The 20505-nt window shown below is 69.1% G+C and carries 19 protein-coding genes, 3 tRNA genes, 1 pseudogene and 1 riboswitch; of the genes and pseudogenes, 12 read left to right on the plus strand and 11 right to left on the minus strand.

Features of this window, described 5'->3' with window-relative positions:
• Positions 1-828 (minus strand): SDR family NAD(P)-dependent oxidoreductase, encoded by an 828-nt coding sequence (locus BHS09_RS01845; RefSeq protein WP_140786807.1) that lies wholly within the window; start codon positions 826-828, stop codon positions 1-3.
• Between the two features lie 195 nt (positions 829-1023).
• Here BHS09_RS01845 and BHS09_RS01850 point away from each other — a divergent pair, with 195 nt between their 5' ends.
• Positions 1024-1314, plus strand: coding sequence for a hypothetical protein (locus BHS09_RS01850; protein ID WP_140786808.1), 291 nt, complete (start codon positions 1024-1026; stop codon positions 1312-1314).
• Entirely contained in the window at positions 1314-2219 is a 906-nt protein-coding gene (locus BHS09_RS01855; RefSeq protein ID WP_140786809.1) for a tetratricopeptide repeat protein, read from the plus strand. The genes BHS09_RS01850 and BHS09_RS01855 overlap by 1 nt, the downstream gene beginning before the upstream one ends.
• A gap of 20 nt (positions 2220-2239) precedes the next feature.
• Here the strand turns inward: BHS09_RS01855 and BHS09_RS01860 are convergent, their stop codons facing one another.
• The 3 genes from BHS09_RS01860 to BHS09_RS01870 all read right to left on the minus strand — a co-directional run bounded on the left by BHS09_RS01860 (position 2240) and on the right by BHS09_RS01870 (position 6028).
• Complete coding sequence (locus BHS09_RS01860) at positions 2240-3154, minus strand: DUF6929 family protein (RefSeq protein ID WP_140797007.1); 915 nt, start codon at positions 3152-3154, stop codon at positions 2240-2242.
• 44 nt (positions 3155-3198) lie between these two features.
• Entirely contained in the window at positions 3199-4524 is a 1326-nt protein-coding gene (gene mgtE / locus BHS09_RS01865) for a magnesium transporter (RefSeq protein ID WP_140786811.1), read from the minus strand.
• Between the two features lie 142 nt (positions 4525-4666).
• Entirely contained in the window at positions 4667-6028 is a 1362-nt protein-coding gene (locus BHS09_RS01870; RefSeq protein WP_140797008.1) for a PPC domain-containing protein, read from the minus strand.
• Between the two features lie 156 nt (positions 6029-6184).
• Between BHS09_RS01870 and BHS09_RS38785 the strand changes: the two genes are divergently transcribed.
• The 3 genes from BHS09_RS38785 (at position 6185) to BHS09_RS01880 (ending at position 6610) form a co-directional block, all read left to right on the plus strand.
• A complete protein-coding gene (locus tag BHS09_RS38785; protein WP_011550518.1) occupies positions 6185-6331 on the plus strand; it encodes a hypothetical protein in 147 nt (48 codons plus the stop codon).
• 96 nt (positions 6332-6427) lie between these two features.
• Positions 6428-6499: transfer RNA gene (locus tag BHS09_RS01875), tRNA-Gly, on the plus strand.
• Between the two features lie 37 nt (positions 6500-6536).
• Positions 6537-6610: transfer RNA gene (locus tag BHS09_RS01880), tRNA-Leu, on the plus strand.
• A 16-nt stretch (positions 6611-6626) separates the two neighbouring features.
• On the opposite strand, the pseudogene BHS09_RS39125 reads toward BHS09_RS01880, so the two are convergent.
• A pseudogene (locus BHS09_RS39125) lies at positions 6627-6972 on the minus strand (tyrosine-type recombinase/integrase); the annotation flags it as partial.
• A 267-nt stretch (positions 6973-7239) separates the two neighbouring features.
• Positions 7240-7297: riboswitch (guanidine-III (ykkC-III) riboswitch) on the plus strand.
• 15 nt (positions 7298-7312) lie between these two features.
• Here BHS09_RS39125 and BHS09_RS01890 point away from each other — a divergent pair.
• Positions 7313-7642: a DMT family transporter gene (locus BHS09_RS01890; protein WP_140786813.1), complete on the plus strand. Its 330-nt coding sequence runs from the start codon at positions 7313-7315 to the stop codon at positions 7640-7642.
• A 307-nt stretch (positions 7643-7949) separates the two neighbouring features.
• Positions 7950-9380, plus strand: coding sequence for an NAD(P)/FAD-dependent oxidoreductase (locus tag BHS09_RS01895; RefSeq protein WP_140786814.1), 1431 nt, complete (start codon positions 7950-7952; stop codon positions 9378-9380).
• 934 nt (positions 9381-10314) lie between these two features.
• Here BHS09_RS01895 and BHS09_RS01900 read toward each other — a convergent pair.
• Entirely contained in the window at positions 10315-10704 is a 390-nt protein-coding gene (locus tag BHS09_RS01900) for a VOC family protein (RefSeq protein WP_140786815.1), read from the minus strand.
• Positions 10705-10792: 88 nt separating this feature from the next.
• Positions 10793-11638 carry an AraC family transcriptional regulator gene (locus BHS09_RS01905; RefSeq protein WP_237080134.1) on the minus strand — a complete coding sequence of 282 codons (846 nt, stop codon included), beginning with the start codon at positions 11636-11638 and terminating at the stop codon, positions 10793-10795.
• A 32-nt stretch (positions 11639-11670) separates the two neighbouring features.
• Here BHS09_RS01905 and BHS09_RS38490 point away from each other — a divergent pair, with 32 nt between their 5' ends.
• The 3 genes from BHS09_RS38490 (at position 11671) to BHS09_RS01915 (ending at position 13242) form a co-directional block, all read left to right on the plus strand.
• The gene (locus BHS09_RS38490; RefSeq protein ID WP_161605114.1) at positions 11671-11823 is read left to right on the plus strand and encodes a hypothetical protein; all 153 of its coding nucleotides are present in this window, start codon (positions 11671-11673) and stop codon (positions 11821-11823) included.
• Between the two features lie 292 nt (positions 11824-12115).
• Positions 12116-12188: transfer RNA gene (locus BHS09_RS01910), tRNA-Arg, on the plus strand.
• 91 nt (positions 12189-12279) lie between these two features.
• Complete coding sequence (locus tag BHS09_RS01915; protein ID WP_140797010.1) at positions 12280-13242, plus strand: hypothetical protein; 963 nt, start codon at positions 12280-12282, stop codon at positions 13240-13242.
• A 30-nt stretch (positions 13243-13272) separates the two neighbouring features.
• Here the strand turns inward: BHS09_RS01915 and rraA are convergent, their stop codons facing one another.
• The 4 genes from rraA to BHS09_RS01935 form a co-directional block, all read right to left on the minus strand.
• A complete protein-coding gene (rraA, locus tag BHS09_RS01920; protein WP_140797011.1) occupies positions 13273-13770 on the minus strand; it encodes a ribonuclease E activity regulator RraA in 498 nt (165 codons plus the stop codon).
• A 15-nt stretch (positions 13771-13785) separates the two neighbouring features.
• On the minus strand, positions 13786-14763 hold the full coding sequence (locus tag BHS09_RS01925) for an aldo/keto reductase (protein ID WP_140797012.1): 978 nt from the start codon (positions 14761-14763) through the stop codon (positions 13786-13788).
• 93 nt (positions 14764-14856) lie between these two features.
• Positions 14857-15942, minus strand: a complete 1086-nt coding sequence (locus BHS09_RS01930; protein WP_237080135.1) for a hypothetical protein — start codon at positions 15940-15942, stop codon at positions 14857-14859.
• Positions 15939-17024, minus strand: a complete 1086-nt coding sequence (locus BHS09_RS01935; protein ID WP_174260482.1) for a hypothetical protein — start codon at positions 17022-17024, stop codon at positions 15939-15941. Before BHS09_RS01935 ends, BHS09_RS01930 begins: the two co-directional genes overlap by 4 nt.
• 191 nt (positions 17025-17215) lie before the next feature.
• Between BHS09_RS01935 and hemL the strand changes: the two genes are divergently transcribed.
• Complete coding sequence (gene hemL, locus BHS09_RS01940) at positions 17216-18511, plus strand: glutamate-1-semialdehyde 2,1-aminomutase (RefSeq protein ID WP_140797013.1); 1296 nt, start codon at positions 17216-17218, stop codon at positions 18509-18511.
• The gene (locus BHS09_RS01945; RefSeq protein ID WP_140797014.1) at positions 18495-20495 is read left to right on the plus strand and encodes a serine/threonine protein kinase; all 2001 of its coding nucleotides are present in this window, start codon (positions 18495-18497) and stop codon (positions 20493-20495) included. The genes hemL and BHS09_RS01945 overlap by 17 nt, the downstream gene beginning before the upstream one ends.
• Positions 20496-20505: the final 10 nt, after the last annotated feature.

A 20505-nucleotide genomic window follows, 5' to 3' on the forward strand; every position in this document is an offset into this window, starting at 1 on the left:
TCAGCGTCGTCGCAGAAGCCACGCGCGAGCGGAGCGGTCCATCGCGGCGACGGCGCGGAGGAAGAGGCTGGGGGACATGCGGCGCAGGCGCCAGCCCCAGCGCGCATCCGCCATGGGGACGGTGTAGAGGCTTCGCGCATCCACGGCCTTCAGGAGCCTGTGCGCGACGACCTCCGGGCCCACGCGGGCTTCATCCAGCATCATGCCGGCGAGGGTTCGAAGCGTGTCGTTGGTGTAGTGGCCCGCGCTGGCGATTCGGGTGCGAAAGAAGCTGGGGCACGCCACGGTGACGCCGATGCCGGTGGCCTTCAGTTCGGCGTGGAGTGTTTCGGAGAGCGCGACCACGCCCGCCTTGGACACGTTGTAGGCCGCCAGGTCAGGCACGTACACGAGCCCCGCCGCGGAGGCGATGTTGAGGATGTGGCCGGACCCCTGCCTGCGCATCCGGGGGACGAAGACATGGCAGCCGTGGATGACGCCCCACAGGTTGATGTCCAGCACGCGCTTCCATTCGGAGAGCGACAGCTCGCCCACCGGGCCCGCGCTGACGACGCCCGCGTTGTTGACCAGCAGGTCCACGCCGCCCAGGACCCGCTGCGCGGCGTCGGCCATGGCTTCGACCTGGGCCGGCTCGGTGACGTCACAGACATGGACGTGGGCTTCGCCTCCCGCGCGGGTGACGTGCAGCGCCGTCTCCTCGGCGGAGGTTGCGTTGATGTCGGTGACGAGCACGCGGGCCCGCCTGCGTGCGAGCTCCTCGCAGAGCGCGCGGCCCAGGCCGCTGCCTGCTCCGGTGATGACGGCTCTTGGATGGGATGGAAGGGTCATGGGTGTCGTTGCTGCAATGGCCCAGCATGTCTCCACCGCTGCCTTCGCCGCCATCTCCCCGGCGGCGCCTTGACGCGAGCGCCCAGAACGGCCCTGACACCGGGTGCTCCATGACACACCTGACATCCCTGTCCCAGAATCGAGAACGAGGCTCCTCCGCGGTGCCAATGAGCCAGGCAAGCAAGCGGGGCGTCAGTGACGACGCGGGCGAATCCGGGTAGAACCGCCGCCGTGAGACGCGCCTTGTGCGGAGCGTTCGCCGCCATCGCGGTGGGCCTCTTCGGATGCAACGACTTGGAAGTCTGTGGCTCGACGGCCAGCGACATCACGCGTGATGGCGGGGAGCCCTACCGCTGCGTCACGTCCGAGGACTGCCCGCGCACCTCGCGCGTCAACGTCTGCGTCACCGACGTCTCGCCGGTGGAAGTCTGCGTCCGCTGTCAGGACACGAAGTGCGTCACCGTGACGCCGGAGGCCTGCGACTGATGAAGTCCTTGCGGCTCGCGCTCGCCGTGCTGTCCCTGGCCGCCACGGCGTGCCGGGACAAGCCCGTGGACCATCTCCAGCGGGCCCGTGACGCCACCTACGAGAAGCGGCCCGACGAGGCGCTCGTCGAGTACCGCAAGGCCTTCGACGCGCTTCGCCACGACTCCTCGCCGGAGGCGCTGGTGCTCCGCGCGCGCGCCCTCAAGGGGGCCGCGGATGTCTACTGGCTGGAGCAGCGCAAGGTGAAGGAGGCGGTGGGCGTCTACCGCGAGCTCATCCAGCAGTGCCCCGAGTCGCCGGAGGCGCTCGAGTCCCGCATCATCCTGGCGGACCTGCTGCGCGTGCATTACCGCGACCTGCGCGGCGCCATCGACCAGCTCACCGCGGCCCTCAAGCTCAATCCACCGCAGGGCGCGGAGCTGCACTACCTGGTCACCAAGCTCTACTTCGAGCTGGGCGACTATCAGCAGTGCGAGCTGGAGACCCGCCGTGTCATGGAGCGCTTCCCCACGAGCGCCTACGTGGATGACGCCCTGTATCTCCAGGCCCAGGCCATCGCGATGATGGAGGGCCGCCGCCAGGAGGCCTCCCGCACCTTCGCGGACCTGCGCACGCGCTTCCCGGACTCCGAGTTGGCGCCGCACGCCCTCTTCGAGATGGGCAAGCTGCGCGCCGACGCCGGAGAGAATGAGAAGGCCATCGAGACGTGGGTGGATGCGCTGAAGACGCACCCCGACCCCGCGCTGGTGCAGGACTACATCGCGAGGGCGCGTCGGCGCATCGCCAACACCACGGCCGCGGGCGTGGGGCAGCGCGAGGTGGCCTTCGACCGCGTCCGCCCGGCGCGTACGTCGCTGGAAGCCGTAGGTGGCCGCCCCGAGGAAGCCGCGCACGAGCACGACTGACGCGGGGCGGACACGCCGCCCTACGCCGGGACGTCCAGCGTCGCTTCCAGCAGGTTCGCGGGGCCCGCCCCATCTTCGGAGAGGGCCGCCAGGAGCAGCCGCACGCGCCCCTGTTCCACCCGGGCATCCACGCCCGTCACCGTCATGTGGCCCTCCAGCGCGTCGAGGAACTGCGGCGAGCCATCCGGCGCCAGCACGCCCACGACGGAGCCGCCCACGGTTGCCGTCGGGCCGGTGCTCTTCGCGGTCGCGGTGAAGACCATCCGCCCGCCGGGAAGCGGCGATGCCGCCGTGAAGGACAGTCGCATGCCTCCGGCCTGTCCCAGCTCCCAGCGGCGCGTCATGCGCACCACGTCCGGGCCCAGCGCGCCGGCTTCCAGTCCGCGCAGCACCCGCTCCGCGTCCAGGTCCACCAGTGCGTCGGTGCCGGGCTCGCCGCTGCCGCGCTGGAGCAGCCGCAGCAGTCCGCCCGACATCGCCGCCCCGGCGATACGGAGCGGTCCGAACTCCCGGCTGATTTGGGTGTACAGCGCCGTGACGTCCACCGCCCGGGCGTCTCCCGCCAGGGTGCCGTCCGCGCCCAGGGCGACCAGCGCGCCGCGCTGCCTGCCTGCGGAGATGCCCGCCGGCAGCACCAGCAGCGAACCGTGGGGCGAGCTGCCCTGGGGCGCGAGCAGACATGGCACTTCCAAGTCGGGATGCGACGACTTGAGGGAGACGGGCTCGTCGGGCTGGTGGTTCGCGAAGAGCGCCACGCCATGCCCGGGACTTGCCCCCGACAGGGGGAACGCGGCCAGGTTCAGCGGCTCGTCCGCGACGGTGTAGAGCCAGTCGCCCGCGCGGACCAGTCCGCTCAAGACAGAGACGTGCGCAGGACGTCCTGGAGCGACGGGCGCCTCCAGGTCGAGGGTGCGCCGTGGGGTCAGGTGAAGCATGGCCGTGTCTCCCGCGAAGCCGCGGCCTCACGGGCCCCGGTGCTTCAGAGCAGCGTACCGCGCAGCAGGAGGCTGGCGACGGTGAAGTAGATGAGGACGCCGCTAACGTCCACCAGTGTGGCCACGAAGGGAGCGGAGGCGCTCGCGGGGTCGAAGCCGAACTTTCGCAGCACCAAGGGCAGCATGGAGCCGGCCAGGGTGCCGAACGTCACGACGCCCAGCACGGACAGGGCGACGGTGATGCCCAGCACCAAGGCGTGTTCCCCGTAGACGCCGGAAATGGAGTTCCAGATGAGGATGCGCGCTAGGCCCACCACACCCAGCACCACGCCCAGCACCAGGCCGGAGAGCAGCTCTCGGCGAGCCACGCGCCACCAGTCCCTCAGTCGCATCTCGCCCAGCGCGAGCGAGCGGATGATGAGCGTGGAGGCCTGACTGCCGGAGTTGCCGCCCGAGGAGATGATGAGCGGCACGAAGAGGCTCAGCACCACGGCGGTGGCGATTTCGTCCTCGAAGCTGCTCATCGCGGTGGCGGTGAGCATCTGCCCCAGGAAGAGCACCAGCAGCCAGCCGATGCGCTTCTTCAACATGCCGAAGAAGCCGGTCTCGAAGTAGGGCGCCTCCAGGGCCTCCATACCGCCGGCCTTCTGGATGTCCTCGGTGGCCTCTTCCTGGACGACGTCGACGATGTCGTCCACCGTGACGATGCCCTTCATCCGCTGCTGGACGTCGAGCACGGGCAGGGCCATGAAGCCGTGCTCGGTGAACAGTCGGCTCACGGCCTCCTGGTCGGTGTCTTCCGACACGGTGATGACGTCGCGCTGCATGACGTCCGCCACGCGCTTGTCGCTGGCCGTCTGGAAGAGCTGACGCAGGGACAGCACGCCCAGCAGGTGCTGTTCGGCGTCGAGCACATAGGCGTAGTAGACGGTCTCCACCCGCTCCCGCGCCTGCTTGCGCAGGTAGCTGATGGCCTCGTCGATGGACATGTCCGGCCGCACGCGTGCGAAGCGCGGATTCATCAGACCGCCAGCGTCGTCCTCCGCGTAGGCCAGGAGCACGTTGACTTCGCGGCGGCTGGCGTCGTCGAGCTGCGAGAGGATGGACTCCGCCTGCTCGGGCTCCACCGCTTGTACCAGGTCGGCCAGGTCGTCCGGGGGCAGCAGCCGGACCCAGGTCCGTCGCTCGGCCGGCTGAAGGTGGAGGATGAGCTCCGCCTGCTCACGCGCCGACAACGCCAGGAAGAAGTCGTCCGCCACCGAAGCGGGAAGCAGCCGGAAGCCCTCCAGCCGCTCATCGATGGAGAGCACGGGCCACGCCTCGTGCAGTTCCTCCATGGAGAGCGCGGCGCTCTGGGGGCTTTCCATCATGGGGGCTCACCTCCGGGCGTGTCGGGTGGAGCGCGTGGTGCCGCGGCGCGCCGGCCTCTCTACACCCGGAAGGCCAGGTATCGCGAGAGGCAGGCAGGCGACATTTCGCGCTTTTCCTTCCGTGTGTGCCCCAACCGTCTCGTTATTTCAACGGAGACGCACGCCGTTCGTATACCCGCGTGCCACCGAGCCCCTGCCCGCCGCCGGCCTCCCAGTAGAAGCGCGGAGAGAGGGTCCGCAGTCCGGGAGACAGGTCAGCGTTGCCCGGCAGCAGCTCCAGTCCCAGCGGGCCCTGTGACTCGGGTGGCACGGGCACGACGGAGCCGACGCGTGATTGCCGCCACTGGATGAAGGGGATTGCGAAGCCAGGGCGGAGGGGCGCGCTCACCAGATCGAGTGGCGCGTCCACCACCAGGGTGCCTCGTTCAGTCAGCGCGCCATCCACCGCGGCCCATCGGTACAACGTCTGTCCTGGCTGCGGCAGGAGCAGTGAGTCCACGCGGGTCCACACCGCGCCGTCCTCGATGCCCGCTGGCACGCCCGGCAGGCGCTGGCACGGCGCCTCCGAGGCGACGAAGGCCCCGTCCGGGCCCAACCGGAACGTGCACGCGCGGCTGTCGGGGTCCTGCGTCGCCTGGATGACGCTGACCGTGTCGGGGCCCAGACGCACGAGCAGGCCCAGCACCATGTCGACGCCGAAGGGCAGCTGGTTGACCCGTCCCCACGGCGTGGGGGCGGCACCGGTGACGACGCCTTCTGGGGTGAAGGCGAAACGGTGCAGGCGCTCCGAGTCGAGCACCCACAGCTCATCCGCGGTGGCGAGCCGGCTCTGGATGACCTTCACCGTGTCGCGCTGGTTGAGCAGGAGCGAGCCGGTGAGCTCGAGTTCCGAGCCGGTGTCGACGAAGCGGCGCACCCTGTCCTCGCCCACGACCCAGACGACATTTCCCGCGACGGCCACGTCGGGCATGCCAGAGACGCCGCCGAGTGGCGTCTGGGTTCCGTTCGCCGCGTGCACCGCCACGCCGTCACACAGCCAGGTGCCATGCGTGGTGCGGTCCAGTTGCGTGCAGCGGGGCAGCGGGAGCACCGTCGGACCTCCTCCGGTCCATGCGCGTGACACGTAGGCGCCGAACTGCTGGAGGCTGCCCACCGGTGCGAAGGCGACGCGGACATGGTGGCGTCCGGTGGTCGTCGGGGTGAAGCGGACGGTGGCCGCCTGTCCATTGCCGGTGAGGGACGCCTCTGAGGCCACGGTGTGGTTGTTCGGGTCGAACACCTCCGCCGTGATGCTGTCGGGGACCTGGGAGGTGTCGGGGCCCTCACAGATGAAGTTCATGCTCGGTTGGACGTGGAGCTCCGCGGGGACCTCCAGCGATAGCAGGGGCGGGCTCTGCCCCATGCCACCTGGAAGCGGGACGAGGCCGCAGTCATCGCCGGTGTCCGCACACCCGGACAGGGACAGCATCGCGGACCATGCGAGCAGGCAGGGAACGGTCTTCATCGAGGGGTGCGCCGCCCGGGTGACCTCGGCCAGGGGGAGGCGGCGCAGGCTCCGGGGCCTTCTTACCCCATCCGTGGTCCGGGCCGGTGACAGGCGTGGCGCCATGTCAGGTCCCGCGCTTCCAGCGCGTCATTTTTCACAGAAAGGAGCGGTGACATGCAGACGACGAACCTGACGAGCCCGATGAATCCCGACACCTTGAACGACACTGTCATCGGCATCGGCGTGCTCGCGCCCGTCGCCCTGCTGCCCGCTCCCGTGCTGCCCGGTCTACCCATTGGCGGTAGATGGCCCGGACTCTGACGCCTTTCGCCCGTCCATCGACGTGGCATGGCAGGCCAGAGGCCGGGCTCCCCAAGGGAACCCGGCCTCTTTCTTTTCCGGGTCGTCGCAGCACATGCGGTCGTGGCCGAGTGGTCAGGCCCCTGGTCGCCATCCAGGTGAACACGGGTTCGAATCCCGTCGACCGCTTTCCGGCAACCCACCCGGGTTGCCGTCATCGAATAACGCCGCGGTAGCCCAACTGGTAGAGGCGCTGCACTCAGAATGCAGAGGGTGCGGGTTCGAATCCCGCCCGCGGCAAGTTTTCCGAGTCTAGTTACGCAAGGTTGGCAACGGCCTCCGTCCGTGTTGCACCTGTGTCGCACGCGGGCGCAACAGGCAGGTCCAGGACGCTGACGGCGTTCCTCCGCGTGTCCGGGCTGAGATGGGCGTACCGCTCTCCGTCATATCGATGGTGGCGTGGCCCAGCAGCTCCTGAATGACCTTCACTTCAGCGGAACGCCCCGCATGGGGAGGTGGCTTCCGTAGGTGTGGCGCAGGTCGTGCCAGCCGATGATTCCCATCTCGCGAGCGATGCCCGCTCGTCGACGCGGCCTGTCCATCCTATGGGCAGTCAGCGGCTTGCCGTCATCCAGGCAGAACACGTAGGGCCCGCGCAGGTTCCCGCCTGGTTCGACGACTACAACCGATGCCACCCTCATCGCGGATTGAAGATGATGTCACCCCGCGAATTCCGTATTGCTATTTCCCAAGCCTGAGCTGTCCGATTTGACGGGGGCAACTCCACCGCGACTGCTACGCGCTATCGCGCTCAACGCCGCCAAGCTACCTGTCTGCCCAGCATCCAGCCTGTCGACTCAGAAGCTACTGCGGTGGACAAAACGGCCTCGCTGGGCTAGTACGCCAGCCGCACCAGCTGCACTCAGTTCAGATTGCAGCCCTGCCCGGACGAGATGCGCCGTACCCGGTTACGTAAGACGACGCCCTGACCAGGGGTGCGTTATGTCGTGGCTGCTTGTTCTCGTTGCTGGGTTGCTGGAGACGTGCTGGGCTGTGGGCCTCAAGTATACGCAGGGCTTCACCCGGCCTTGGCCCAGTCTCTTTGTTGCCGTCACGTTGATTAGCAGCCTGGCGCTGCTGTCCATCGCGATGCGCACGCTGCCGGCCGGGACTGCGTACGCGGTTTGGGTTGGAATTGGGGCCTTGGGCGCCGCGCTTGTTGGCATCGTGCTCTTCCGTGAGCCGGCCACACTGGGGCGCTTCTTCTTCCTTGGACTCATGGTCGTCTCTGTCGTCGGCCTGAAGTTCACCAGCGGCGGGGACGCGCACTAGGGGCTGTCTGTCCGAGCGCGCAGTGCGCTCGGGCAGCCGCGCCTCGGCCGTGGCTCGCCGAGCCAGGTCTTGGCCTTCCGCGAGAGTGCGCCCCCAAGAGGCTTCTCACGGGGCCTCTCAGACGAGCGGCAATCTTGGCTTCGTGCCCAGCGCGTGCGCGCCGGGCGGTCGCTGTACGAGCGCGCGCAGTACGTGTCGAGCCTTGGCGACGACGCGCACCGCGCCTATCGGCTGAGCCTCATCAACGCCATGGTGGTGCACCACGGTGACTCGGCCGTGTGCGCCGGCCAGGTGAAGGAGATGTCCCATGGACCCCATCACGCCTCCGCTCGCCCCCGGCCAGAAGCACGTCGTCGTGCTGGGGGCGGGCTTCGCCGGACTCACGGCCGCCAAGGCGCTCGCGCGCCACTCGGCGCTGTACGTGACGGTCCTCGACCAACGCAACCACCACCTCTTCCAGCCGCTGCTCTACCAGGTGGCTACTAGCGGACTGAGCCCCGCGGACATCGCGGTGCCCATCCGCTCGCAGTTCGCACGCAAGCCCAACGTGTCGGTGCACTTGGGCCGCGTCACGTGGGTGAACCTCAAGGAACGCTGGGTGGGCGGCGAGGGCGACGTGCGGCTGCGCTACGACTACCTCGTCATCGCGTGCGGCGCGCAGCACAGCTACTTTGGCAAGTCGGAGTGGGAGGACTTCGCCCCGGGCCTCAAGACGCTGGAGCAGGCGACGGAGCTGCGCCGCCGCATCCTCAGCGCCTTCGAGCAGGCGGAGAACGAGCGCGACGCCGAGCGCCAGCGCGCGCTCCTGAGCTTCGTCGTCGTGGGCGCAGGCCCCACGGGCGTGGAACTGGCGGGCGCCATCGCGGACATCAGCCGCACGGTGCTGGTGCGCGATTTCCGCCGCATCAAACCGTCCCGCGCGCGCGTCTTCCTCGTGGAGGCAGGCCCACGCATTCTGCCGTCCTTCAGCGAGAAGCTGAGTGTGCGTGCGCACCGCGACCTTGCGGCCCTGGGCGTGGAAGTGCGCACGGAGGCACGCGTGACGGCGGTGGACGCCGAGGGTGTGACGCTCGGCTCCGAGCGCCTGGCCTCGCGCACGGTGGTGTGGGCTGCAGGCGTGCAGGCCGAGTGCCTCACGCGCGGGCTCGGCGTGCCGCTGGACCGCGCGGGGCGCGTGCAGGTGGCGGCGGACCTCACGCTGCCCGGCCACCCGGAGGTCTTCGCCGCGGGTGACGTGGCCCACGTGAAACTGGACGGTAATCTCGTGCCCGGCGTCGCGCCTGCGGCCATGCAGATGGGCCGAGCCGTGGCGCGCAACGTCCTCGCGGACCTGCGCGGCCGCCCCCGCACGCCCTTCCGCTATAAGGACAAGGGCGCGATGGCCACCATCGGCAAGCACCGGGCCATCGCTGAGACGGGCCGCGCCAAGCTGACGGGCTTCGTCGCGTGGGTGGCGTGGCTCTTCATCCACGTCTGGTACCTGGTGGGCTTCAAGAACCGCTTCGGCGTGTTCGTCACGTGGGTGTGGAGTTACCTGTTCAGCACGCGCGGCGCGCGGCTCATCACGGAGAGCGAGTGGCGGCTGAGCCCGAAGGTCGCGTCTGAGCGCGCGCCGCACGCGGGCAAGGTGACGGCGGACGACCCCACGGCGCCCACCAGTGACGCGCGGCCGCCGGACGGGACGACGACGGCGACGCGCGGCACCGAGGGCAACCGCGCAGGGGCCTCATGGACCTGAGTGCACCCAAGCCCAGCGCTCACCCCGCCGGACTGCTGGCCATCGTTCTATTTTCGGAGAGGGAAGAGTCGCAGCCGCGCCTCCTCGGTTGCGTGTTCCGGGGCATGCCGAGCCCGGTCCGGGCCTCTCCCATTGGCCGGTTGACGGTGAATCTTCATTGCAGCCCCGCTCGCGTTGCGGAGCCGTTCCACATCGGCACGGTCCTCGAAAATGGCCAGCCAGTTCAGCACCTCGTTTGGTCGACAATCGCAGGGGAGCTGGGGCCAAGGCTGTTGAGCGGGAAGCGGCAGTAGAGGTCAGGCGTGAGCAACGCGGCCAAGAAAGCTTGGGGCTTGCCGATTCGGGCTCTCGCCGAGGAGTGCATGGACGAGGGGGCGTGTGGCGCGAGCGTTACCCAGTCGCGAATCTGCCGGTCAGGGTCGGGGCTCTCGGCTGCCAGGCCATGGATGCCCCCCCCTCCATGACGTAACCCGTCAGCCCCTTACCCGACTCCCTGAAGGGGGTTAGGTCCTGATGACGAGCTTCTGAGGACACTCCTCCCCGACGAAGAAGCGTGACCAATAGCCCGGCTTCGCAGGTTGGTGAGGCGGGCGCCGCATACCTGTCAGGCTCGCAAAGGCTACGGCCACACTCGATGGCCCCAACTGTCGGTACAAGAGAGGTCGAGCCATCCGCAACTCGGCCCCTCTCTATCAGGCCCCTCCATGTTGCACGTGTGCCGCATGAACCTGCGGAGCGCTCCGGAACAGGGCGGGACGACAGGGAACGCGGCGGGATGGTGAATCCGAAGCACTCCGGGAGGTTGCAAGGTAGGGGCGCTATCCTGCTGGGGTTTCGCTCCACCCGGTTGCGGGTTCGAATCCCGCCCGCGGCAAGGTTGTTTCCGGGACGTAGCTCAGCTTGGACAAGAGCGCGCGCTTGGGGTGCGCTGTCACTACCCCTCCATCGGCGAGCAGAGCTCCACCAGGACGCCGTTGAGGTCTCTCACGTAGGCCACCGTCTGCCCCCAGGGCTTCTGCTTGGGAGGCTGCGTGGCCTCGGAGCCCGCCTCCACGGCGCGCGTGTATGCGGCGGCCACGTCGGTGGTGACGAGCGCCAGTTCGATGGCCGCCGCGTCCTCCTTCGGCCGCAGATGGCGCACGGTGAAGCCGTGCTCCTTCGCCGCGCCTTCCTCGACGAAGGCCAGGGCGGTGGTGCCTGTCTCCATCTCCGCGTAGCCACCGCTCTCGTGGATGAAGCGGCGCGCCAGTCCGAAGGCCTTCTCGTAGAACGCGATGGCGGCGCTCACGTCCGGTACGTAGAGGATGATGTAGCCGAGCTTCATGGCGGACTCCTGTCGGTCAGTGGGACGTCTGTGTGAGTGCGTCGTCACACGGATGGCGCGGGCCTGTCTTGAAGGAATCGGACAGCGCTCAACCCACGAGTGCGGTGGGTGACACGCCGGCCAGTTCCCGCACGTCTCGTGACAAATGCGCCTGGTCCGCGTAGCCGCATTCGAGCGCGACGTCACACAGGTCCGTGCCCTCGCGGGAGCGCAGCAGGGACACCGCCCGCTGGAAGCGCAGGACGCGCGCGAGCAGCTTCGGCGGTACGCCGGCTTCGTCCAGGATGTCCCGGTGCAGGGTGCGCTCACTCACGCCCAGCGCGCGAGCGAGCGCGGCCATGCGCACCTGCCCCGACGAGGCTTGAATGTGTCCCAGGGCCTGGACGGCACGCGGCTTCGCGATGCTCCGGAACGAAGCCCAGCGTCGGGCGATGGTCTGCTGGAGCAGGGCCATGGCCTGGGCGGGCGAGGCACAGTCTTCCATCCGCCGCTGAAGCTGCGTGAGGGCGGGCGAGCAGTCCTGGGCGGAGACGTTGAGTCCGCAGAGTTCACGCGGACTGACACCCAGCAGGGCCTGCGCCCAGCCAGGACGGAGCCTGACGCCCAGGCTCACCCCGCCGGGCTCGAGGTCGACGAGGACGAAGCGCTTCATGGGGCCGACGACGGCCAGCCGGGGTGCGGCCAGCCACACCGGGCCTGGGGCGTGTTGGAAGCCGAAGATGAGGTCGGTGCAGCCATCCGGAAGCACCCGGTGCTGCCGGGGGAGGGGGACGCCGTGTTGCTTTCGGGGCACCCAGAACTGCCAGAACGCGTCCACCGCATCCGCCATCTCGATAGGCGGTGCCCACTGGGTGTAGCCCTGCTGCTGTGCGTCCTCCGCCATCGCGTCCCTGTCTTCAGCCCGTGCACAGCCCGTCAGGCTCTGTGCGGCCATTGCGTCCATTTCCCATGAAAGGAGCGGTGGCCATGAAGACGGCGAACCTGTCGAGCCCGATGAATCCCGACACCCTGAACGATACTGTCATCGGCATCGATGCGCTCGCGTTCGCTGGCCAGGCCACCGCTCTTGATTCCGAGCGGGGAGAGACCTCCCGTCGAGATCGCCCGCCTGGATTCTGACCCACCGTGCCCCGTCGAAGGACAGGGCATGGCAGGCCAGAGGCCGGGCTCCCCGAGGGAACCCGGCCTCTTTCTTTTCCGGGTCAACCCCACTGCTCCGGGATGCGATTGGAATCGCAGCACGGCCGTCTACCGTGTGAACAGGGTTCGATTCCCTGTCGGAGCGCTCATCCCCGAGGAGACGCCCATGAATCCCCTCTCCACTGATTCCGAGCCGGAAGACCTGTTCGACGGCATCGCTTCCTTCTGACACCGCGCCCCGTGGCTGGGGCGCTCTCGCAGTCGCAGTTCCGGTCTTGTAGCTCAGAGGATAGAGCACTCGGTTGCGGACCGAGAGGCCGCAGGTTCGACTCCTGCCAGGACCATACCTCCTTCAGTTGTCTGGCGCACCGTGGGTATGGCAAGTGGGGTCCACTCCGTCATGGATGACGCGACTTCCCTCTTGCTGGACACTCCGTGAGCCCGGTCACCCTGCAAATCAACCTCGCGCCCACGGACCATCCGCACGCGCGCCTCATCCTTCCGCATCAGCTTCGCCAACTCGGGCCCTCCGTGCAGGAGGTGCTGCTCGTGCTGGACCTGCACCGCAGCCAGGGCAGCCGCTTCGCGGGTGCGTGGCTGGAGCGAAAGCCGAAGATGGACGCGCTGCTGTCGGAGCTGTCCTCGGCGGACTCGCGCATCCGGGTGGCGGAGGTGGACTACTCCCCCGCCGTCACGAAGGCGCTCTCCGAGCAGTTCTTCGGAGGCTCCCGGCTGCCCATGAAGGACTCGCGCGGCGGGCCCTTCCATTCCTACTTCTTCGGGCTCGCGGCGGCGAAGCACCCGCACGTGATGCACCTGGACGCGGACATGCTCGTCGGTGGAGCGTCACGCACCTGGATGGCGGAGGCGGCCGCGCAGCTCGCGTCTCGCGAGGAGTTGGTGAGCTGCAGTCCTTTGTCGGGCCCGCCGCGCGCGGACGGGACGATTGCGGGAGACGGTCGCTGGTACGAGCCCGATGCACAGGGCTCCCACGCGTTCCGTTTCCGGCGCTTCAGCAGCCGCGCCTTCTTCGTGGACCGCGACGCCATGGTGCGCCGGGTGGGGCCGCTGCAGGCGAAGCTGGCGCCGCCCATTCACGTGCTGCGTGCCTTGCGCGCGGGCAATCCGCCGTACCGCGAGCCGGAGAACCTGGTCACCCGGAGGCTCAAGCGTCGCGGCTTGTGGCGGCTGGACTTCCTGGGCGCCGCGCCGGGCCTGTGGACGTTGCATCCCCAGTACCGTTCGCCCACGTTCTACGAGCGGCTGCCGGAGCTGATTACGCGCGTGGAGTCCGGGGACATGCCTGACGCCCAGCGCGGCCAGGAGAACGTGCAGGACTGCCTGGTGGACTGGTCCGACGTGAGGGCCGCGCGGCGGAAGTGGTGGCGACGCGGGTAGTGCCAGCACTTCCGCCCGGGGCCCCTGGCGTCAGCCCAGGGGTGACTCAGAGGTGACGATGCCGTCCAGGTCCGCGTAGACGTAGTGGCCGGGGCGGAAGGTGACTCCGGCGAAGCGGACCTCCACGTCGCGTTGTCCCTCGTTGCGCTTGAGGCTCTTGAGCGGGTGGGTGCCCAGTGCCTTGACGCCGATGCGCATGCGGCCCACGTCCTCGGCGTCGCGGATGCAGCCATTCACCACCACGCCCGCCCAGCCATTCTGCTGGGCGAGCAACGCGAGCTGGTCTCCCACGAGCGCGCAGCGGCGGCTGCCTCCGCCGTCCACCACCAGCACCCGGCCCTGGCCGGGTTCCTCCAAGGCCTTGCGCACGAGGGAGTTGTCCTCGGGCGCCCGCACCGTGCTGATGGGTCCCGCGAAGGTCCGGACGCCGCCGTAGTCCTGGAACCCGGGCTCGGCAATCTGGAACCGCGGGGTGCCCACGTGGGCATCGCAGAGGTCGGCCGTTTTGAAGTCGGTGAACGTGCTCATGGGCTTCGAGCCTTCTCAGGCCTCGCGGGACGACGCAACGTCCAGGGTGCGGAGGTCCTCCTCCGTCAGTTGCAACGTGAACGCACCCAGCAACTCCTGCGTCTGACTGGCGGACGTCGCGCTCGCGATGGGCGCCACGATGGTGGGCTGCGCCGCGAGCCACGCGAGCGCGACCTGGGCGAAGTTTGCTCCCGGATGCCGGCGCGTCACGGCGTCCAGGGCATCAATCACCGCCCAGCCGCGCGCGTTTCCATACTGCTTCAGCACGCCTTCGGCGCGGGCCGACTTTGGAGGCGGCTGGTCCTTGCGGTACTTGCCCGTGAGGAAGCCCGAGGCCAACGCGAAGTAGGGCGCCACCACGAGCCCTTCCCGTTCGCAGATGCCCCGGAGCGATGACTCGAAGTCCTTGCGCTCGACGAGGTTGTAGTGCGGTTGCAGCACCGCGTACCGGGCGAGGTTGTTGCGGCGGGATACCTCCAGTGACTCGGTGAGCCGCTGCGGGGAGTGGTTGCTGGTGCCCAGCGCGCGGACCTTGCCGGAGCGCACCAGCGCGTCGAAGGCCGCCATCGTCTCCTCCACCGGCGTGCCCAGGTCCTCGTAGTGCGCGTAGTAGAGGTCGATGACGTCCACCTGCAACCGGCGCAGCGAAGCCTCCACGCTGCGCTGGATGTGCTCGCGGCTCAGGCCCTTCCCCAGCTCCGTCTGCGAGCCCACCTTGGTGGCGATGACGATGCGCTCCCGAGCGCCGCGCGACTTCAGCCACTTTCCGATGAGCGTCTCCGACTCGCCGCCGCGGTTGCCGGGAACCCAGCTCGAATAGACGTCCGCCGTGTCGATGAAGTTGCCGCCGTTGTCGACGAAGGCATCGAGCACCGCGAACGAGGTCGCCTCGTCGGCTGTCCAACCGAAGACGTTTCCACCCAGGCACAGGGGGGATACCTGAAGGCCCGTGGTTCCGAGCGCCTTGCGTGCTTCGAGCTTCGTCTGGGGCATTGCCTGTCTCTCCCTCGATGAGTGGTCGGCCAGCGGGCCGTGACCGGCGTAGCTAACGCGTCCCGGAATGGGGTGCAGGTCAAAATGCCCCGTTCATCGGCGAGAATGTCTCCGTGCGGTATCGAGCATTTCCCACCGCAGGGGATGCTCCGCGAGCAGTGCAATCCAGGGGTTCACTTCGTTTCGAGCCGTGGCGCTCGCATTACGGAGCCGCTCGAGGACGGGCACGGCGCGGCTCAAGCCCAGCCGGGAGATGGATTCCAGCAGCGCCTCGCGCACGCTCGCCTCTGGTTCGGCGCTGTAGCGGGCGGCGAGTGCATCGAGGTTCGCGGAGAGCTCTGCCACGGGCGAGGTCGCCAGGGCCCGTGCAGCCGCGGCACGCACGACGGGGGACTGCGCTGACAGGAGCAATGTACGGGCCTGCGCCACGGACGGTCCTCTCACCGCTTCGATGGAAGACGCGCCCAGGAGTCCCGCTGCCGTGGCAGGGTCTTCCGCGACGGTGGCCAGCGACACCGCTCGCTCCGCCACCACGCGGTAGCGGCCGGCGTTGCGAGCGGCTTCCTCCCGGAAGTTCTCCACCGCGGCCGCGCGGACCTCGGGCGCTGCGTCCGTCACCCAGTCGCGGTAGACGTCTCGGCCCTTGAGGACATGGATGCCCAACAGTTGGGTGGAGGGCTCCCCCGTCTGTTGCAGTGAACGAATCAACACGGCACGCAGGCGCGCGTCGGGTGACTCACTGACGCGGTCCACCAGCCGCTCCAGGATGCGGGCCCGTCCCTCCAGTGCGTAGCGCAGCACCCAGGTGTCGGAGAGCAAGGCGAGCACGTCGGCGTCCTGCTCCTTGCTGAGGTGCTGCCAATGCACGTCCTCGGACAGTGACTCCACGAGCCCGCGGAGTTGTTCTCGCACGTAACGCCGGTACGCCGGTGAGGCGTGGCCCTGGCGATACTCCGCGAGGAGCGCGGTGAGCTCACACGGCACCTCCTTCAGCGGCTGCGCATGGGCGGGCAGGGGCGGGAGCGTCGAATGTCCGGCGTCAGCGTCCTGCGGCGTCGAGGCATCGAGGACAGGGTCGGTGTTCCTGTCTGGAGCCCTCCAGAGGCGTGTGCCCACCACGGCTGCGCCCAGCGCCCCGGCGAGGAGGACGCAGCCGAGCCTTCCACGCGGATTCCTCATGGCGTCCGGGCCTCCACGTCCTCAGGGCAGCGGTGATACACGCGCTTGTTCAGCCACAGCCGGTCGAAGTCCACGTGTCCCGCGTCGTAGAGCGCCTGGAAGTCGGCGACGTCTCGTGCGAATCGGCGGTCCTGCTTCGCGTAGTCCCGCACCTGGGGAAGGGCCTCGGCGCCGCCGGCCCGGAGCGTGTATCGCAGGAGCGCCCAGCGCACGCACAGGCGCTGCTCTCCAGGAAACGCGGCGCTGAAGTGCTTCAGCACCGCGCGCGTGTCGCGGCCATCGGACAGCGCTAGCGCCGCCAGCTCCCGGATGTTGGCATCTGTGTCACTCTCGAGCACCCAGGCCAATTGCTCCACGGCCCGCGCATCCAGTCGCACGGACAAGGATGCGGCCAGCTCCACCGCCAGGGCGCGAACGTGACGGTCCTCGGACTCCCGCGCCAGTGTCAGGAGCCGTGTGAGGTAAGGCTCCTCCGAGCCTCCTGCCTGGAAGTCGTTCTTCATCACCCAGCCCAGCGTTCTCACCGCGAGCAGGGACATGCCCTGAGGGGCCGTGCTTCTCCTGGCCAACGCCATCAGCCGGTCCTGCGCAGGGGCGCCGAAGCGCGCCTGTGTCTCCAGTGCCTGCAGCGCCTGTGCGCGGTGGTCGATGGAGGCGTGCTGCTCCGCCATCGTGAGGAGCCGCTCGGCCACCCGCGCATCCCTCACCGCGGAGGCTTCACGCAGGCCCGCCATCAGTACGGAGGCTTCGGGCGCCGGTGCGGTGTCAGCCCAGTCGAGCACCTGAAGCGCGGCCTGGGCGTCTTCACCCAGGACTTCCGGAATCCGTTCGGAGAGGAAGGTGAGGGCGGCGGGGTCGTGCTGCGCCAGGGCCTGCTGGATGGCGGCTCGCACCGTCGGCAGCCCGTGAAGTTGTTCGAAGTCCAAATAGCCCGCGCGGCAGGTGAGGTGTGGAAGACGTTGGATGGGCGGCTTGGCGGCCATGGCGGGGGTGACGCCACACACGAGGAACGGCCAGAGCGCGCGGGCCCAGCCTCGGACTCGTGCGCGAAGGGCCTGGCTGTGGGGAGGGGAGGCGGGCATGGCGCGTGTCGAGCCCCGGACGATGCGTCGCTGAAACCATCCAATTTAGTCAGATTTACAAGAAAGACGGTTTCTTCCGCACTGCCTGAGACTGTCCATAATGTGTCGACGACGGCACGAAGAAGCGGGGGGCATGGGAGCGGGCGTGCGGGGACGCAGACTGCCTCGTGCCGCATGTTATGGAACGCGCCATGAACCACGCTCACAGTCAGGCTCTCTTCGCTCGCGCGCAGGCCCGCATCCCCGGCGGAGTGAATTCCCCGGTGCGCGCCTTCCGAGGCGTTGGCGGCGACCCTGTCTTCTTCCGTGAAGGCACAGGTGCCTGGCTCACGGATGTGGACGGCAACCGCTACGTCGACCTCGTGGGGAGCTGGGGACCGCTCATCCTGGGCCACGCATATCCGCCCATCTTGGACGCCATCATCGACGCCGCCCGCCGGGGCTCGTCCTATGGCGCGCCGCATGCGGGCGAGGTGGAGTTCGCGGAGCTCATCTGCGCCACCATGCCCGCGGTGGAGATGGTGCGCCTGGTCTCCAGTGGCACCGAGGCCACGGTGGCGGCCATCCGCGTCGCGCGGGGCTTCACCGGCCGCGAGCACATCCTCAAGTTCGAAGGCTGCTTCCACGGCGCGGGAGACCCGTTCCTGGTGAAGGCGGGCAGTGGCGTGGAGACGCTGGGCCTGCCGGACTCGCCGGGCGTGCCGTCGGCGCTGGCGAAGCTCACGCTCACCGCGCCCTTCAACGACCTGGCCGCCGTGGAGCGCATCTTCGCGGAGAATGGCCAGGACATCGCGTGCGCCATCATCGAGCCGGTGGTGGGCAACATGGGCGTGCTGGTGCCGAAGCCGGGCTACCTCGAAGGGCTGCAGGCGCTCTGCCAGAAGCACGGCGTGCTGCTGGTGCTGGATGAAGTCATGACGGGCTTCCGGCTGTCGCGAGGCGGCGCGCAGGAGCTGTACGGCCTCAAGCCGGACCTCACCACCATGGCCAAGGTGATTGGCGGGGGCATGCCGATGGGCGCGTATGGTGGCCGCCGCGACATCATGGAGAAGGTGGCTCCCGCGGGCCCGGTGTACCAGTCCGGCACGTTGTCGGGGAACCCGGTGGCGGTGGCGGCGGGCCTGGCGTGCCTCAAGGCCCTGGCGGCCCCCGGCACCTACGCACGGCTGGAGGAGGTCAGCCGCATGTTGGAGGTCGGCCTGCTCGCCGAGGCCAAGGCCGCGGACGTGCCCGTCACCGTCAACCGCGTGGGCAGCATGCTCACGGTGTTCTTCACCGGTGAGCCCGTCTACGACTACACCAGCGCGAAGAAGGCGGACACGGCGCGCTTCGGGAAGTTCTTCCACGCCATGCTGAACGAAGGCGTCTACCTGCCGCCCAGCCAGTTCGAGGCGGCGTTCGTGTCGCTGGCCATTGGCGAGCCGGAAGTCGCGCACGTCCTCGCGGCGGCGAGAAAGGCCTTCCGTTCGCTTGGCAAGACCGGTTGAGCCCGCGCCCCTCGAGGGGCCCGTTCGCTTCGGTCCCTATACCCTCGTGCGCCGCATTGGCGCCGGGGGGATGGGAGAGGTGTTCCTCGCGCGTGAGGAGGCGCCTCGTCGTGCCTGTGTGGTGAAGAAGGTCCTCCCGCAGCTCATGGCGAGCCCTCAGTTCGCCGGACGCTTCCGGGATGAAGCCCGCGTCGTGGTGCGGCTGCACCACCCGAACATCGCGCGCGTGTACGCCATGGGCGAGGTGGAAGGGCAGCTCTACCTGTCCATGGAGTACGTGCAGGGCAAGACGCTCAGCCGGCTGACGTACCGGTTGCGGCAGCTCGGGCGGACGCTGCCGCTGGGCATCATGCTCCACCTGGGGCAGCGGCTCTGTGAGGGCCTGGCCTACGCGCACGACGCGACGGATGAGTTCGGCAATCCGCTGCACCTGGTCCACCGGGATTTGTCTCCCGCGAACGTGTGCATCAGCTACGCGGGCGAGGTGAAGATCATCGACTTCGGCGCGGCGCAGTCCACGCTGAAGGAGCAGCAGACGGCGCCCCGGGTGGTGATTGGCAACCTGACGTACATGGCACCGGAGCAGGCGCGGAAGCGCTTCGTGGACCGGCGCGCGGACGTGTACGCGGTGGGCGCGCTGCTGTGGGAGCTGTTCGCGTGGAAGCCCCTGGCGCAGCGGGGCGACCCGGTGGAGCGGTGGCGGCGCGCGGCATACCCCCAGTGGGAGCCAGCGGGGAGCGTCCGGCAGGGCGTGCCTACCAGCGTGGATGCGTTCCTGATGCGCGCGCTGGCCTCCGAGCCCGACAATCGCTTCCCGGACGCGGCCGCCATGGGCGCGGAGCTGGCGCGGATGAAGGCGAAGCTGGCGCCCAACGTGGGGGATGCGGACGTCGCGCGCCTCATCGCGGCCGCGTTCCCCCGCGAGAAGAAGGCGGAGGAGCTCGTGCTCCGCGAACTGCTGCGGGAGCCGCGTTCCCGCGCACTCACCGAGCCAGCGTTGGCCATCGTGCTCGCTCCGCCCACCGCGCTCGCGTTCGAGCACGAAGGCATCGACGCGCCCGAGGACTACGTCCCGGCCGAGCGCGGCGACGCGGAGACTTCGAAGGCGCCGCCGTCCGCCCAGTCTGATGCGAATGTCCCAGCCGCGCCGGATGCCTCCACGCGAGGCATGCCAGCGAAGGCCGCGCCCGCCGCGCGTGATGACGCGGATGAACTTGAAGTCACGGTGCGCGGGATTCCTGGAAGGGCGCCGGAGTTGCCCCGCGCTGTGAATGCGCCTCGCGTCACCGCGCTGTACGGGACGGAGGACGAGGCGACGGTGGTGGAGGGCGGAGCCTCGCGAGCGCGACGGGGCCTTCCCGTCGGCGAACGGGCACACCTCGATGAGGACGGGGATGCCACCGTCGTCCATCCATCGCGAGGCCCGGCCGCGAGCGCGCCATTCGATGCGGACGAGGAGACCACGGTCGTTCAGCCCGAGCGTGCCCGGATGGCGGCGGACGCTGGCGTGGCTGCGAAGTCCTCGGTGGACCCTGGGGCCGCGAACTCCGGAGCCCGCCTGGGCGGAGACGCGGCGGCTACCGAAGCCGTCGATGCGGCGAAGCTGATGGTCGCGCTCGAACGGGCAGAGGCCAGCCGAGGCCAGGGCGCCCGTGCCACCGCGCCCGAGGATGTCACCGTGACGGAGGTGAATCCCGCCAGGGCGCTCCAGTCCTTGCCGCCCCAGGCCGCGCAGCTGCGCCGAGCCACCCGCGAAACACAGGTGGGCTTCGGCGTGGACATCTCCCAAGCGGTGGATGCCGCGGCGGTGGAGGCCCGTCGTCTGGAGCTGGTGCGCGCCATCACGGGGGATGAAGCGCTGCCCGTGCCAGAGGTCGAGGAGGACTCCGGCACATGGCTTCGCGGCGGGCGCCCCTGGCTCGTCGCGGGGCTCTGCGCGGGCGCGTGTGCCCTGGGGCTCGCGCTGGCGTGGGCGCTGGCCTGAATCCATCCGC

Source organism: Myxococcus xanthus, from assembly GCF_006402735.1.
Classification (GTDB): Bacteria; Myxococcota; Myxococcia; order Myxococcales; family Myxococcaceae; genus Myxococcus; species Myxococcus xanthus_A.

Excerpts from the sequence above, each read along its gene's own strand:
- BHS09_RS01845 (WP_140786807.1), bottom strand. The coding sequence starts at position 828 with ATGACCCTTCCATCCCATCCAAGAGCCGTCATCACCGGAGCAGGCAGC.
- BHS09_RS01855 (WP_140786809.1), top strand. The coding sequence starts at position 1,314 with ATGAAGTCCTTGCGGCTCGCGCTCGCCGTGCTGTCCCTGGCCGCCACG.
- BHS09_RS01860 (WP_140797007.1), bottom strand. The coding sequence starts at position 3,154 with ATGCTTCACCTGACCCCACGGCGCACCCTCGACCTGGAGGCGCCCGTC.
- mgtE (WP_140786811.1), bottom strand. The coding sequence starts at position 4,524 with ATGATGGAAAGCCCCCAGAGCGCCGCGCTCTCCATGGAGGAACTGCAC.
- BHS09_RS01870 (WP_140797008.1), bottom strand. The coding sequence starts at position 6,028 with ATGAAGACCGTTCCCTGCCTGCTCGCATGGTCCGCGATGCTGTCCCTG.
- BHS09_RS38785 (WP_011550518.1), top strand. The coding sequence starts at position 6,185 with ATGCAGACGACGAACCTGACGAGCCCGATGAATCCCGACACCTTGAAC.
- BHS09_RS01890 (WP_140786813.1), top strand. The coding sequence starts at position 7,313 with ATGTCGTGGCTGCTTGTTCTCGTTGCTGGGTTGCTGGAGACGTGCTGG.
- BHS09_RS01895 (WP_140786814.1), top strand. The coding sequence starts at position 7,950 with ATGGACCCCATCACGCCTCCGCTCGCCCCCGGCCAGAAGCACGTCGTC.
- BHS09_RS01900 (WP_140786815.1), bottom strand. The coding sequence starts at position 10,704 with ATGAAGCTCGGCTACATCATCCTCTACGTACCGGACGTGAGCGCCGCC.
- BHS09_RS01905 (WP_237080134.1), bottom strand. The coding sequence starts at position 11,638 with ATGGCCGCACAGAGCCTGACGGGCTGTGCACGGGCTGAAGACAGGGAC.
- BHS09_RS38490 (WP_161605114.1), top strand. The coding sequence starts at position 11,671 with ATGAAGACGGCGAACCTGTCGAGCCCGATGAATCCCGACACCCTGAAC.
- rraA (WP_140797011.1), bottom strand. The coding sequence starts at position 13,770 with ATGAGCACGTTCACCGACTTCAAAACGGCCGACCTCTGCGATGCCCAC.
- BHS09_RS01925 (WP_140797012.1), bottom strand. The coding sequence starts at position 14,763 with ATGCCCCAGACGAAGCTCGAAGCACGCAAGGCGCTCGGAACCACGGGC.
- BHS09_RS01930 (WP_237080135.1), bottom strand. The coding sequence starts at position 15,942 with ATGAGGAATCCGCGTGGAAGGCTCGGCTGCGTCCTCCTCGCCGGGGCG.
- BHS09_RS01935 (WP_174260482.1), bottom strand. The coding sequence starts at position 17,024 with ATGCCCGCCTCCCCTCCCCACAGCCAGGCCCTTCGCGCACGAGTCCGA.
- hemL (WP_140797013.1), top strand. The coding sequence starts at position 17,216 with ATGAACCACGCTCACAGTCAGGCTCTCTTCGCTCGCGCGCAGGCCCGC.